Origin of the sequence: Tessaracoccus sp. MC1756 (assembly GCF_014164735.1) — a bacterium.
GTDB lineage: Bacteria > Actinomycetota > Actinomycetes > Propionibacteriales > Propionibacteriaceae > Arachnia.
The window spans coordinates 1-15,502 of sequence record NZ_JACJFZ010000005.1; the positions used below are offsets into that span (position 1 = coordinate 1).

Genomic DNA, 15,502 nt, shown 5'->3' on the forward strand with positions numbered 1-15,502 from the left:
GCACCCATCACCGGCGTGCACTCCAGCGCCGAAAGGCCCTCGAGCGGATCCGTCACCTGGACATCAGTCAGGGTGACGTTGCCGGTGTTGGTCACCAGGAACGTGTACGTGATCACGTCATCGACCGCGTCATAGGTGGCCACGTCGGCCGACTTGACGATGGAGATCGCGGGCGACTGGGTCGCCGGGACGGTCTCGTCGTCGGTGTCAGTGACATCCTCGCCCACCGGCGGGGTGCCGACGGTGGTGGCGGTGTTGTCCACAGAACCCGCGTCGAGATCAGCCTGGGTCACCGAGTAGGTGGCCGAGCACTCGAGCGACTCCCCCGGAGCCAGCGTCGTCGGCTGCGCCGGGACGCACGTCAGGTCTGAGAGGTTCGGCAGCGGATCCGTGATCGTCACGTTCGTGAGGGTCACGTTGCCGGTGTTGGTGGCCACGAACGTGTAGGTGATCACATCACCCACCGCGTCGTAGCTCTCAACGTCAGCCGTCTTGACCAGCAGGATCGCCGGCTCGACGGCAGCCGTGACTGTCTCATCGTCGGTGTCGGTCACCGGCTCACCCGCGGGCGGGGTGCCCTCGGTGGTGGCCAGGTTGTAGACCGAGCCGGCGTCGAGATCAGCCTGCGTCGCCGCGTAGGTCGCGGTGCAGGTCATAGTGGCACCCGGAGTCAGGGTGGAACCCTGAACCGGGGCGCAGACCAGCGCCGAGAGGCCCTCCAGCGGATCGGAGATCGTCACATTGCTCAACGTCACGTTGCCGGTGTTGGTGGCCACGAAGGTGTAGGTGATCTCGTCGCCCACGGCGACGTAGGTCGCCACATCCGCCGTCTTGACCAGGTCGATGTCGGGCAGTTGGCTGGCCGGCACCGTCTCGTCGTCGGTGTCGGTCACCGGCTCACCCGCGGGCGGGGTGCCCTCGGTGGTGGCGGTGTTGTCCACAGAACCCGCGTCCAGATCAGCCTGGGTCACAGTGTAGGTGGCCGAGCACTCGAACGAGGCCCCGGGCGCCAGCGTCGTCGGCTGGGCCGGGACGCACGTCAGGTCCGACAGACCCTCCAAGGGATCCGTGATGACCACATCGGTGAGCGTCACGTTGCCGGTGTTGGTCGCCACGAACGTGTAGGTGATCACATCACCCACCGCGTCGTAGCTCGCCACATCGGCGTCCTTGGTCAGCTCGATCGCAGGCGACTGGGCGGCCGGGACGGTCTCATCGTCCGTGTCGGTCACCGGCTCACCGACCGGCGGCGTGCCGACGGTGGTGGCTGTGTTGTCCACCGAACCGTTGTCCAGGTCGGCCTGGGTCACCGTGTAGGTGGCCGAGCACTCGAACGAGGCCTCGGGCGCCAGCGTGGTGGGCTGCGCCGGGACGCACGTCAGTGCCGAAAGCCCCTCCAGCGGATCAGAGATCGTCACATCGGTGAGCGTCACGTTGCCCGTGTTGGTGGCCACGAACGTGTAGGTGATCACATCACCCACCGCGTCGTAGCTCTCAACATCCGCCGTCTTGACCAGATCGATGTCGGGCAGTTGGCTGGCCGGCACCGTCTCGTCGTCGGTGTCGGTCACATCGTCGCCGACCGGCGGGGTGCCGACGGTGGTGGCAGTGTTGTCCACAGAACCCGCGTCCAGATCTGCCTGCGTCACGGCATAGGTGGCGCTGCATTCCATGGTCGCGTTCGGAGCGAGGGACGAGCCTTGAACCGGAGTACAGACCAGCGCCGAGAGGCCCGGCAGCGGGTCAGAGACGGTCACATCGTCAAGCGTCACGTTGCCGGTGTTGGTCACCTCGAAGGTGTAGGTGATCACATCACCCACCGCGTCATAGGACTCCACATCGGCGGTCTTCACGATCATGATCGACGGTTCGGTGGCCGCAGTCACGGTCTCGTCGTCGGTATCGGTCACCGGCTCACCCACGGGCGGGGTGCCCTCGGTGGTGGCGAGGTTGTAGATGGAACCACGGTCGAGGTCGCCCTGGCCGATGGTGTAGGTCGCGGTGCAGGTCATGGTGGCATCCGGAGCCAAGGTGGAACCCTGGACCGGGGCGCAGACCAGCGCCGAGAGACCCGGCAGCGGATCGGCGATCGTCACATTGCTCAACGTCACGTTGCCGCTGTTGGTCGCCACGAAGGTGTAGGTGATCACATCACCCACCGCGTCGTAGGTGGCAGGATCAGCCGACTTGACCAGGGTGATCGCAGGAGATGCATCGGCCGGGACGGTCTCGTCCGCGGTGTCCGTCACAACGTCGCCCACCGGCGGGGTGCCGGTGGTGGTGGCGGTGTTGTCCACCGAACCGTTGTCCAGATCGTCCTGGGTCACCGAGTAGGTGGCCGTGCAGGTCATGGACGCTTGCGGAGCCAACGTGGTCGGCTGCGCCGGGACGCACGTCAGGTCTGAGAGGTTCGGCAGCGGATCCGTGATCGTCACGTTCGTGAGGGTCACGTTGCCGGTGTTGGTGGCCACGAACGTGTAGGTGATCACATCACCCACCGCGTCGTAGCTCTCAACGTCAGCCGTCTTGACCAGCAGGATCGCCGGCTCGACGGCAGCCGTGACTGTCTCATCGTCCGTGTCGGTCACCGGCTCACCCGCGGGCGGGGTGCCCTCGGTGGTGGCCAGGTTGTAGACCGAGCCGGCGTCGAGATCAGCCTGCGTCGCCGCGTAGGCCGCGGTGCAGGTCATGGTGGCACCCGGAGCCAACGTCGTCGGCTGCACCGGGACGCAGGTGAGCTCGGACATGCCGGGAAGCGGATCAGAAATCGTCACATTGCTCAACGTCACGTTGCCGGTGTTGGTGGCCACGAACGTGTAGGTGATCACGTCGCCCACCGCGTCGTAGGTCGCCACGTCGGCGTCCTTGGTCAGCTCGATCGCAGGCGACTGGGCGGCCGGCACCGTCTCGTCGTCCGAGTCGGTCACCTCGTCACCGACCGGCGGGGTGCCGGTGGTGGTGGCGGTGTTGTCCACCGAACCATTGTCCAGGTCGGCCTGGGTCACCGTGTAGGTGGCCGTGCACTCGATCGAGGCCTCGGGCGCCAGCGTGGTGGGCTGCGCGGGATCACACGTGAGGCCCGAGAGACCCGGGAGCGGATCCGTGATGACCACGTCCGTGAGCGTCACGTTGCCCGTGTTGGTGGCCACGAACGTGTAGGTGATCACATCACCCACCGCGTCGTAGGTCGCCACGTCGGCGTCCTTGGTCAGGTCGATCGCAGGCGACTGGGTGCCGGGCACCGTCTCGTCGTCGGTGTCGGTGACATCCTCGCCCACCGGCGGCGTACCGACGGTGGTGGCGGTGTTCTCGACAGAACCGTTGTCGAGATCTGCCTGGGTGACGCTGTAGGTGGCAGAGCACTCCATGGTCTCCTGCGGAGCCAAGGTGGCGCCCATCGCCGGCGTGCACTCCAGCGCCGAAAGGCCCTCGAGCGGATCAGTAACCTGGACATCAGTCAGGGTGACGTTGCCGGTGTTGGTCACCAGGAACGTGTACGTGATCACGTCATCGACCGCGTCATAGGTGGCCACGTCGGCCGTCTTAACGATGGAGATCGCGGGCAACTGGGTCGCCGGGACGGTCTCGTCGTCGGTGTCAGTGACATCCTCGCCCACCGGCGGGGTGCCGACGGTGGTGGCGGTGTTGTCCACAGAACCCGCGTCGAGATCAGCCTGGGTCACCGAGTAGGTGGCCGAGCACTCCATCGAGGCCCCGGGCGCCAACGTCGTGGGCTGGGCCGGGTCACAGGTCAGTGCCGAGAGGTTCGGCAGCGGATCAGAGATCGTCACATTGCTCAGCGACACGTTGCCGGTGTTGGTGGCCACGAACGTGTAGGTGATCACATCACCCACCGCGTCATAGCTCGCCACATCGGCGTCCTTAGTGAGCGAGATGGCCGGGAACTTGTCGCCGGTGACCGTCTCGTCGTCCGTGGCCGTCACAGCCTCACCCGCCGGCGGCGTGCCGGTGGTGGTGGCGAGGTTGTAGATGGAACCACGGTCAAGGTCGCCCTGGCCGATGGTGTAGCTCGCGGTGCAGGTGATGGTGGCATCCGGAGCCAGGGTGGAGCCCTGGACCGGGGCGCAGACCAGCGCCGAGAGGCCCGGCAGCGGGTCGGAGATCGTCACATTGCTCAACGTCACGTTGCCGGTGTTGGTGGCCACGAACGTGTAGGTGATCACATCACCCACCGCGTCGTAGGTCGCCACGTCGGCGTCCTTGGTCAGCTCGATCGACGGCGACTGGATAGCCGGCACCGTCTCGTCATCGGTGTCGGTCACCGGCTCACCGACCGGCGGGGTGCCGACGGTGGTGGCGGTGTTGTCCACAGAACCCGCGTCGAGATCAGCCTGGGTCACCGTGTAGGTGGCCGAGCACTCGAACGATTCCCCCGGAGCCAGCGTGACCGGCTGGGCACACACCAGAGCCGAAAGGCCATCCAGCGGGTCGGCGATCGAGACGTTGGTCAGCGTGACGTTGCCCGTGTTCTTCGCCACGAACTTGTAGGTGATCACATCGCCCACTTGGTCGTAGTTGGCAACACCTGCTGTCTTGGTCAGCGAGATGGCCGGCGCATAACGCCCCGTGACAGTCTCGTCGTCGGTGTCCGTGAGGTCATTGCCGCCGGGGTCGGTACCCGTCACCGTGGCGGTGTTGTAGAAGCTGCCCGAGTCGACATCGGTCTGGAGAATGTTGTAAGTGAGCTCAACAATGCAGGTCTCACCCGGTTCCAACTCCTCCGCGCAGAAGGCATCGGTCGCGCCGAGTGCGCCGTCGGTGATGCTCACATCGGTGAGCGTGACCGGCCCGGTGTTCTTCGCCGTCAGCGTGTAGGTGATCACGTCACCTGCAGCGCTGAAAGTTGCCGGGGAGGCCGACTTCGTCAACGAGATGTCAGCGGCACAGATGGACGTCTTGACTGAATCCTGACCACCAATGTTCAAGCTTGCCGTGTTGACAACCTCACGGCACTCTCCGGTAGCGGGAAGGTCGTTCCCAGCGAAGACATGGGTGTAGGTGAATTCGTGCTTCTTACCTGCCTGCGACCACACCAAGGTGCGCTCGGCAGCCGAGTATTCGTCAGCGAGGGACGGGAAGGTGTCCGAGACGACGGCCTGCTTGACCTTCTCGGTCATGTTCCAGTCGGCGGCCGAGAACGGCGCCGCATAGACCGACGGCCGAGACTGGTCAGCCCAGTGCACGGTTGCAGTGTTGACCCCGTCATAGCTCGATGGCTTCTGGTTCCAAGTGCACGAGTAGTCCAGAACGATCTGGCCGGCTCGCGGCACCAAAGCGTTCACTCCTCCGACGACGCTGCAGGATCCGCCGATGCTGGTGGCGTCCGTCACGTTGACGATGGCGTCCTTGTAGTTGTTCGGGTTGACGACGGTGACCTGACCGGTCATCGACCAATTGGAATCCGTTGCCGCGCCCTCGGTGACGGTCACGGTGTAATCGGCCGAGGCCTGGCCGTTCGCGTCCACGTAGACCTCGGACTGGTCGACGGACTTGTCGATGGACCAGGCGTAGGTGCGATCCATGCTGGAGATCACATTCTTCGATGTCTCCAGATCAGCCTGGTTGCACACCTTGGCGTTGGCGCTGTCGTTCTGTCCGGTCTCCACGATGCTCGCGGTGTTGGTGTACTCACGGCACTGCCCAGCGGGTGAGGTGTGGGTCACGTCATACGTGAAGGTCTTGACACCCGCGGTGCCCTGCACCGTCGAGTTCGGGTACTTGGCCGCAAACTCGGCAAAGGTGTCTGCCACCTTGATGGATGCGTTGGCACCCGGCACCGCCGTCGCGTTGTCGAAGCCGTAGTTCGCGCTGGCGGAGGCGTTCCCCGTCTGCCCGTACGGGCTGGTCCAGGAAATGGTCGCCGTATTGGTGCCGTTGGCGACGGCGGGCGCTGAACAGTTCAACGTCACGGTCTTCGTCTGTCCCGCCGCCAAGTTGAACGTGGGCTCATTCACGACACAGGGCGTATCAACGAGCTGCACGTTCGAGATGGGGAACGCATTGTCGTTCTTGATGGTGAGGTTCGTCGTGTACTTCCCGTCGCTGCGCTGACCCTTGGCCGGGGTCACCTTGACCGCGTAGGTGAAGGTGGTGGGGCTCACCGCCGGGTTGGCCACGGTATTGGCCGGAGTCACCGACTTGTCGATTGCCCACGTCCACGCCTGCGTGTAGGTGGGATTGCTGGTCGTCTTCACGATCGTCAGCGGTTTCATCGTTGGGCGGTTCACGAAGGTGCACTTCACGGGCAGTTCGGAAGCCTTCTTCACTTCCACCCCGTCAAAGGTGATGGACGACCCCGATGTGGTGACACCCACTCCCTGACACACCACCGATACAAATTCCCAGCCGGACGTTTGCTTCTCGGAAACGGTGACGTCCTGATTGGGCACCAGTACCGACTTGGACCCGGTGGTGGCGGCCGTAGTCGCGGTTGGGGTCAGCGAGAAGTCGTCCTTCCAGAAGGAAGGAACACCGTCGAGGTTGGTCATGGTCGTGCTGGAATCGAAGCCGAAAGCCGGGACGGTGCCGTTGTAACCAGCGGGCACTTGCACCTGCTTGACAATTTCAAGGCTGCGCACCTGGGTGAGCTGGGCGCAGAGCTGCGACGTCGTCGTCGACCGCTCCTTCGTCCACCACTCACTCTTCGGGGTGCCCGACGTGCAACTGCTCGCGAAGCCGCTGAGCACCATGCGGTAAGGCAACGTGCCACCGGCCCCATCACTGAGGTAGATGATCTGCTCTGGCGACTGAACGGTGATCTTGACGTAGTCGTCCGGCTGGTTGGAGTCGTTCGGCGTCTCCCACAAAGTCCAAGGGAAGCTGAAGATCGGGCTGCTCTGAACACCGGGCAACTGCACCTGCATCGTGCCGGTGTAGCGCTCATCTGCATTTCCAGTGATGGGGTTGTTGTAGTGCTTGATGGTGCCCAGGCTCACCGAAGTACCTAGCGGCAGGTCCGTCACCGACGACGGGGTGAAACCGATGGCGCTCTGCTTGCCTGTGTCGAGCGTGCTGGGGCAGGAGTTGTCGTAGCCATGGGCGGTGAGTGCTTCCTGACCGGGAGAGACCCAACCACTGGAAGTGGAAGTGGCAGCCGGCCGGTACCGGATGCAGTTCGTCGAATCGGACTCTGTCAACCCGTGATGGTCGACAAGTCGCGCCTGAATGCCGCCAACGTTGGCCTGCGGAGCCAGTAGAGCCTTGGGATCCATCATCGGACCCACATTCGCGATCGGCTCAGCCGGCTCCACCGTTTCGGGAGCCAGGGCATCTGAGGTCTTGGCTGGTTCTTCTGGCTTGGGATTACCCCGCTCTTCAGCCGCAGGATCCTCCACAGTCGGCTTCTGCGCGGCTGGCTTCTGCACAGCAGGCGCCGGCTCCGGAAGCTCAGTTGGTTCCTCCACAACTGGTGGCTCCTCCGTCACCACGGGCTCCGGGGTGGTCTCCTCGACCACTTCGACGGGGACCGCTTCGGCGCTGGGCGCCTCCGACGGCGTCTCCTCCGCAGTCACCTGGGCAGTTGTGGGGCTCTCCGCCGCCACTTCGCTGAGGGTCACGGAGCCCTCCTCCAGCGCGATTGCCGCCGGCGATTCGGGTTGGGTGCTCTCGGTATCGGCCTGGGCACCCAGGACCCCCATCAGTGGGAGCACCAGGATGAATGCGGACCAGGTGGAGAGAAGCCTCCACGTACGGCTCCGCCACGAATGATGACTTGTGGTGTGCGACTGCCCAGGCATGTGACTTCCTCTTTCGGATCTCCTGGGGAGCAGCGGCTCTGCGCGCCTTCTGCTTCCCCGGGGATGGCCGAGGGAGGTCATCTCGAAGTCAGAGGAAAAGCAGCCACGGAACTGGCGACAACCAGTTCCACACAACCGTCCCCCGAGGTCGAAAGGTTCCCCCCTTGTTACCCCTTAGAAGGCACTGTAGGGCACCTTTGCGTTTCTGTCTCGGAGACAACGTAAGGAAGTTTCTATTTTTCCCCGTCACTCAGGACTTTCACAAGATCCGTAAACGCCCGCTGCTCGGGTGCCATGGCTCCCATCCTGAGCGCGGAATGTGCCCATGCGCCCGACATCGGGGAAAGAAACTGCACTCGAGCTGCGCGAGACTGTCATCCGTTCAGCCGACAGGCATCTCCGAATTAAGCAACGCATTTACGTAACGTAAGTTACTTTTGTCGCCTCCCGCCGTGACTTTTGTCACAGTGAACCGCCCCTGCGTCATTTGACGCAGGGGCGGCCCTGTTCGATCCAGTCGAGGCCGGACCCGGCAGCCCTCCGGACGGGGACGGGGGACTGGCCCTGTCCGGAGGTCACGCCTCAGCTACGGCGACGCTTCTTGCCTGCCATCGCCGCGGCACCGCCGGCCAGCGCGAGGAGCGCCACACCGGTGAGCACCAGCCCGGAATCGGGACCGGTACCTGTGGGATCACCACTCCTGACCATCGGCTTCGGGGCCGGGGCCATGGGGCGCGGTGCCGGTGCAGGGGTGGGCTCTGCCGGCACCTGGTGATCGTCCTGATCCGTCACGGGCTTGTCGTCAGGCGTGAGGCCTGTCGTCGTCGCCAGGTTGAGAACCTTGCCCGCCGCCACGTCGGCGGCCGTGACCACGTAGGCCGCGGTTGCGGCGCAGGTGGTGGATTCACCCGGTTCCAGCTCTGTCACCGGGCAGGTGACGGAGATGCCCGCAGCCTTCAGCTTCGGATCATCGACGCGGACGTCGGTCAACAGCGTCTCACCGGTGTTGGTCACCGTGAAGCTGTACATGATCCGGTCGCCGAAGCGGACGGGGCCAGCCTTGTCGGCGTGCTTCACCAGGTCGATCCCGGGCGTGAGGACGGGTTCGGACGGGGCAGGAGCCTCGACCAGGGCGTCGTCCTCGTCGGTCACGATCTCGTCATCCGGCGCCGTTCCTTCGACCACTGCGATGTTGTGGATGAACTCGGCATCGAGATCCGCCTGCGTCACTTCGTGCTTCAACTCGATGACGCATTCCTCCCCCGGAGCCAACGACTCGGCGCACAAGGCGTCTTCGACGCCGAGCACTTCGTCGTCGATGACCACGTTGGTCAGGGTGACGTTGCCGGTGTTGGTGGCCAGCAGTGTGTAGGTGATGATCTCGCCAACTTCGGCGTACTCTTCGCGGTCAGCCGTCTTCACCAGCGAGATAGCCGGATTCTGGTCACCCGGAACCGTCTCGTCGTCGGTGTCGGTGACATCCTCACCCTCCGGCGGCGTGCCGACGGTGGTGGCGGTGTTGTCAACGGAACCGTTGTCGAGGTCTGCCTGGGTCACCTCATAGGTGGCCGTGCATTCCATCGACTCCCCCGGAGCCAACGTTGCCGGCTGCGCCGGATCACACGTCAGTTCCGACAGGCCCGGCAGCGGGTCCGTGATCGTCACATCGGTGAGCGTCACGTTGCCCGTGTTGGTGGAGACGAAGGTGTAGGTGATCACGTCATCCACCGCGTCGTAGCTCTCAACATCCGCTGTCTTGACCAGCTCGATAGCGGGCATCTGCTCCGCAGGCACGGTCTCGTCATCGGTGTCGGTCACATCCTCACCCTCCGGCGGCGTGCCGACGGTGGTGGCGGTGTTGTCAACGGAAGCGTTGTCAAGGTCTGCCTGGGTCACCTCATAGGTGGCCGTGCATTCCATCGACTCCCCCGGAGCCAACGTTGCCGGCTGGGACGGATCACACGTCAGGTCGGAGAGGCCCGGCAGCGGGTCCGTGATCGTCACATCGGTGAGCGTCACGTTGCCCGTGTTGGTGGAGACGAACGTGTAGGTGATGAGGTCACCCACCTCGTCGTAACTCTCCACGTCCGCCGTCTTGACCAGGTCGATTGCCGGGAACTGGTCGCCGGTGATCGTCTCGTCATCGGTGTCCGTGACATCCTCACCCTCCGGCGGCGTGCCGACGGTGGTGGCCATGTTATAGACCGAGCCGGCGTCGAGATCTGCCTGCGTCACCGTGTAGGTGGCGGTGCATTCCATCGACTCCCCGGGATCAAGCGTGGTCGGCTGCGCGGGATCGCAGACGAGGGCTGACATGCCCGGCAGCGGGTCGGTGATCGTCACATCCGTGAGGGTCACGTTGCCGGTGTTGGTGGCCAGGAACGTGTAGGTGACGAGGTCACCCACTGCGTCGTAGGTCGCCACGTCCGCCGTCTTGACCAGGCTGATCGCCGGCATCTGCTCTGCAGGCACGGTCTCGTCGTCGGTGTCGGTGACATCCTCACCCTCCGGCGGCGTGCCGACGGTGGTGGCGGTGTTGTCAACGGAACCGTTGTCGAGGTCGGCCTGGGTCACCTCATAGGTGGCCGTGCATTCCATCGATTCCCCCGGGGCCAACGTTGCCGGCTGGGCCGGATCACACGTCAGGTCGGAGAGGCCGGGCAGCGGGTCCGTGATCGTCACATCGGTGAGCGTCACGTTGCCCGTGTTGGTGGAGACGAAGGTGTAGGTGATCACGTCGCCCACCTCGTCGTAGCTCTCCACATCCGCCGTCTTGACCAGGTCGATCAACGGGAGCTTGTCGCCGGTGATCGTCTCGTCATCGGTGTCGGTCACCGGCGGGCCGCTCGGCGGGGTGCCGGTGGTGGTGGCCACGTTGTAGACCGAGCCCGAGTCGAGATCCGCCTGCGTCACCGCGTACGTGCCGGTGCACTGCATCGACTCTCCCGGATCCAGCGTCGTCGGCTGCGCGGGAACGCAGACGAGGGCGGACAGGCCGGGTAGCGGATCAGAGATCGTCACGTTCGTGAGGACGGACTGGCCGGTGTTGGTGGCCAGGAAGGTATACGTGATCACGTCGCCGACCGAGTCGTACGTGGTGGGCGAAGCGGTCTTGGTCAGCGTGATGTCCGGCACACAGACCGTGGCCTCGGTTTCCGAGGTCTGCTGGGTCTGCGTGATGGTTGCCGTGTTGTCGTACACCGCGCACTCGTCGCCCTGGGTGTTGGGCGCGAGGTTCCTGGTGTAAGTGAACGTCGCCGTCGTCCCGGACACCGTGGCGGTGGCAGTGGTGCCCACTGCGGTGACCGAGGTGCCGGCGTCATTGGCCGTGACGGTGCCGAGCGTGGTGGTCGAGCCGTTGAAGGTGTCGGTGACGGTCACGCTCTGGTTGGTCTTGGTCGACGAGCCGAACATGTAGTCGGCCGTGGCGGTGACCGTGGCATCATCTGCGCCGGTCGGGAACGCGGTGGCCCAGTTCGCCTTGCTGACCTTCAGCGTGGCGGTGTTGGTGCCGCTCAGCGGAACATCACCCAGCTGCCCGTTGCTGATGCACGAGTAGTTGAAGGTGCTGGTTCCGATGGGTAGCTCGACATTTCCGGTGCCGGCGGCCACGCCGGTGACGGTGCAGTCCATCCCCGGAGCCAGCTGGTCGGTCAACGAGGCCTTCAGTGCGACATCCGGGTTGCTGACGGTGATGACACCGGTCAGTGAGTACGCCGAGCGCTGCACCTCGACGAGCGAAACCTCAACCTCGTAGTTGGCGACGACCGGGGCCTCGCCTCCCACGTGGTAGGTCACTTCCGTCTCACCGTCGACGGTCTTCTCGATGGCCCACACGTAGGTCTCGTGGAAGGTGGCGACGGCGGTCTTGGTCATGGTGGGGACCTGCGGGTCGACGAACACGACGCTCACGTCGTCGGTCAACCCGACGGTGACCTGCTGTGTGCGGCCCGCCAGGGCGGGCAGCAGGAAGCCGGTGGGCGGCGTGATCTCTTCGATCGTGTACACGCCGTTCTTGGCCTCGTCGAACCGGATGATGCCGAGCGTGTCGGAGTCGTCGCCCGCGCCGTTGTCGGTGACGGTCACCGAGGCGATGCTGCGGTCACGCGGGTCAGGCGAGATGCGGAAGGTCGCCCCGCCAACCAGGTCGCCGTCCATGTCGCGCTTCTCGATGTCCAGGCCAGGGCACGCGTCAACATCGACAGAGCCCGTGAGGAAGTCTTTGAGCTGGGACTTCTCCTGCGAAGAGGCACTCGAACGCAGATAGACGGAGTTGAACGACAGGCGGCCGCACTCGATTTGCCCGCCGTTCTGGCCGATAAGAGCCGTCAGGTCGAAGGTGAACTCTGCCGTGTCGCCTTCTGAGGCGTAGTCGAAGGCGCCGGGCGGGACGGACTTCTCCACCCACGTCGTTCCGTTCCACTCAAACACCGTGGGCTGCGTAAAGCCGCCATTGGTCGATGTAGCCAGGACGAAGCGCAGATCGCCCACCGTGCGGTTGGGCACAGTGGCGTCGTGACTGTTGACCACGTTTGGCTTCTGGTTCAGTTCCAGGTAGAAGCCGCCGTCGCCGCTACCGGAGAAGCGGTTGAACCCAAAATAGAGCGTCGGCTTGCCATCCACGTAGGCGATGTCCACTGCTGCGCTGACCAGGTCGGTGCTCTGTCCCACACCCGCGTCGCTCTGCTTCCAGGTTGACGGCGGATCCGGTTCGTGAGATCCCTGCACGAACACGTCGTCCGTCTCGCTGCCACAGGCGTCGTACACGAACGACGGCGAACCGCTCCAGTTGATCGGCGTCAACGCGTCGACACTGCAGTCCTCTGTTGCCAGGACGCCGATCTCGGCTTCCGGGGCGGCGAGTGGTGCGGTTTCGTCGAGCGCAGGAAGCTCACCCTCGGGAGCCACGGCGACCGACGGGGCCGCCTCTTCCTTCACGGGCTCTTCCGGTGCGGCCTCTTCGGCGGGAGCAGGCGCTTCTTCAACGGGCGCCGCTTCCTCGACCACGGTGGCCGGCTCTTCGCTCACCGGTTCAGGCGCCGGTGCGGGAGCCGGCTCTGGTTCGGGCGCGGTCTCCTCAACCACCTCAACCGGCACCGGCTCCTCTGCCGGCGGTGGCGCCGGCTCTTCGAGCGGCGGCGCCTCTTCACTCACTGACGGTTCCGGCGCTACTGGAGTCTCCTCCGGCGCAGCCTCCGTCAGGGTCACGGTGGGGGATTCCTCGGCCATCGCAGCGACGGCGGGGGTCACCTCCCCCGGCGCGTCAGTATCGGCCTGTGCTCCGAGCATTCCCATCAGCGGGAGTACGAGGATGAACGCGGACCAGGTGGAGACCACTCTCCACGTGCGGCTTCGCCATGGAACATGGCCTAATGTGTGCGACTGCCCAGACATCAATCTTCCCCACTTCGGTCTGCGGGGGCCACGGCTATCGGCGCCGCAGCTGCCCCGGGATCGGCCAGGAGGCGTCTGTCGTACGTCAGGGAATGACCGTTGTGTCAGTAGTTGTCCCCCACGCCGGACGGTGCCCCCCTTTAAACCCTTGTTCAGCACCATATGCCCCCACGGGCCCGTTTGTCGCCACCTTTTGGTAATGAACTTTCAGGCAATTCTTTACGTGCCTGCAAAGGGTTGAGCGGCTGGTCAGCGCATTGTGGGGGGATTGGCGGGCGCAAATGAATCATGGCGGGAAAAAGACGTCGAGCTCGCCCCTCCTACCTCACGGAGTTACGCGCGGCTACGACACGGGGACGGCGGTCACGACGATGTTGTCCGAGTAGATCCAGCCGCGGCTCGTCCGGATGAAATCCCCACCGCAGGTCACCAGGTGGAGCCGGCGTTCGCCGTCTGTTGCGAAGAGCCTGTCCGGGAGCTCGGTCTGGCGGTACAGGTGCACGCCGCTGACCACCCACTCCTGGCGTCGGCCCCGGTCGTCCCAGGTGCTGATGCTGGCGCCCGGTTCGACCTCCCCCAGGTAGTAGAGAGCGCCGCGGTCCCCGCTGTAGACGACATGGCCGGCGAGGAGAGTGGACCCGGTGCCGGCCCGCAGCGGCTGGACGGTGTTGAGAAGGCCCACCTTCGAGAGGTTGCGCGGCAAAGTCATCGCATTGTCCGCAGAGACTCCCTGGTTCACAATGCCGGCATCCACGTAGATCGACGGGATCTGGAGGCGACTGACGAAGCTTCCGCCACCGTCACCATCGGCCGGAGGTTCCTCGACCGGCTCGGTACGCACGAACGGCCCCAGTTCAGCCTTGGCCTCTTCCTCGATCACGAGCGGCTCGACGTCGGGGGCCGCCGACGGCCTGGCCGCGATGGCCTCCTCGGCGCTCATGGAGAACTGCCGGCTGGGTTCCGGGGTCTCCCCCGGCGGACGTTCCTGGAGCCCGGACCAGACGAGGTACCCACCGCCCATGGTCAGTGCCACGGCGAGCAGCACCCACAGGCCTGCCCGCCACCCCCTGCGGCGCGTCGCTCCAGTCACCAACCCAGCGTAACGCGGCGATTGACGGGCGACAGTCGGCCGATCGGCAGAAAATATAGTTGAGCGCAGTTCGCTCAACCCGGGCTTGACTCACCGCGGTCTCGGATTAAACTTGAGTCCAAGAGGCTCAACCCCGAGCTGCACACAGAGAAAGGGAAACCATGGCACGCACGTTTGATCCGTTCCGCGACATGGAGCGCCTGTTCGAGCAGCGCTCCACCTCCCAGCCGGGCATGAACATGGATGTCTATCGTTCGGCCGATCACTTCGTGGCCGAGATCGACCTGCCTGGCGTTGACCCGTCGAGCATCGACATCGACATCGACGACCGCACGCTCACCATCCGCGCCGAGCGCCAGAGCAAGGCCGCGGAGGACACCCAGTGGCTGACGCGGGAGCGCGCCACCGGCACGTTCGCCCGCCAGTTGATGTTGGGACGCGGCATCGACGCCGGCAAGATCGAGGCCGACTACACCGACGGCGTCCTCACCGTCATGCTGCCGGTGGCTGAGGAGTCGAAGCCGCGCAAGGTGTCCGTCGCCCATTCCGGCGGTCAGCGCGAGATCCGCTCGGAAGTTGTCGAGGAGGGCAGCGAGGGCTGATCCCTCCTGCAGGAGTTGCCACGGGGCGCCGCACACCACGTGCGGCGCCTCTTTGTCACCCCCCGCGCAGCGCGACGGGGCAGACTGGAGACATGACGAAGCTCGACGACGCATTCGACGTGGTGGCGCGCGCCGACTTCCTGCCGCCGAAGGTCAAGCCCTTCGCTGATCTGGACAGGGCGCTGGCGATCGGTCACGACGCGACCAACTCGCAACCCTGGACGGTGCGCTACATGCTGGAGCATCTGGACCCGCAACCCGGAGACAAGGTGCTCGACGTGGGCAGCGGCTCGGGCTGGACCACCGCCCTGCTCGCCTACCTGGTGGGTGAGAGCGGCTCGGTCGTCGGCGTGGACATCGTGCCTGAGCTCGTGCAGATGGGTCGCCTGCACATGGACAACCGGTTCCCGTGGGCGCGCTTCGAGGAGGCGGAGGAGGGTGTGTTGGGCTGGCCCGAATCGGCTCCCTACGACCGGATCCTGGTCTCGGCCGACGGCGGGAGCGTGCCGGAGGACCTGGAGGCGCAGCTCGCCCCCGGCGGCCGGATGGTGCTGCCCGCGTCGCAGCGCATCATCATCGTGGAGAAGGACGCCGACGGGAAGCTGACACGAAACGCCGCCGCCGGGATGTTCAGCTTCGTCGAGTTGCGGTAACCGGCT

General features: G+C 65.0%; 5 protein-coding genes. 2 read left to right on the forward strand and 3 right to left on the reverse strand.

All coding sequences use genetic code 11. The features are described from left to right. The 3 genes from H5393_RS11705 to H5393_RS11715 all read right to left on the reverse strand — a co-directional run. A partial coding sequence (locus tag H5393_RS11705) for a choice-of-anchor K domain-containing protein (protein WP_182766816.1) occupies positions 1-7,577 on the reverse strand: 7,577 nt, incomplete at its 3' end. Positions 7,578-8,339: 762 nt separating this feature from the next. Then, positions 8,340-13,094, reverse strand: coding sequence for a DUF11 domain-containing protein (locus H5393_RS14915; protein WP_182766817.1), 4,755 nt, complete (start codon positions 13,092-13,094; stop codon positions 8,340-8,342). 400 nt (positions 13,095-13,494) lie between these two features. Continuing rightward, positions 13,495-14,241 (reverse strand): sortase domain-bontaining protein, encoded by a 747-nt coding sequence (locus H5393_RS11715; protein ID WP_182762971.1) that lies wholly within the window; start codon positions 14,239-14,241, stop codon positions 13,495-13,497. Between the two features lie 161 nt (positions 14,242-14,402). Here H5393_RS11715 and H5393_RS11720 point away from each other — a divergent pair, with 161 nt between their 5' ends. After that, the gene (locus tag H5393_RS11720) at positions 14,403-14,843 is read left to right on the forward strand and encodes an Hsp20/alpha crystallin family protein (RefSeq protein ID WP_076063374.1); all 441 of its coding nucleotides are present in this window, start codon (positions 14,403-14,405) and stop codon (positions 14,841-14,843) included. Positions 14,844-14,935: 92 nt separating this feature from the next. Further along, positions 14,936-15,496 carry a protein-L-isoaspartate O-methyltransferase gene (locus tag H5393_RS11725; protein WP_182762972.1) on the forward strand — a complete coding sequence of 187 codons (561 nt, stop codon included), beginning with the start codon at positions 14,936-14,938 and terminating at the stop codon, positions 15,494-15,496. The last annotated feature ends 6 nt before the right edge of the window (positions 15,497-15,502 follow it).

Bases quoted from the DNA above. Each gene is read 5' to 3' on its own strand.
- H5393_RS11720 (WP_076063374.1), top strand. From the start codon at position 14,403: ATGGCACGCACGTTTGATCCGTTCCGCGACATGGAGCGCCTGTTCGAG.
- H5393_RS11725 (WP_182762972.1), top strand. From the start codon at position 14,936: ATGACGAAGCTCGACGACGCATTCGACGTGGTGGCGCGCGCCGACTTC.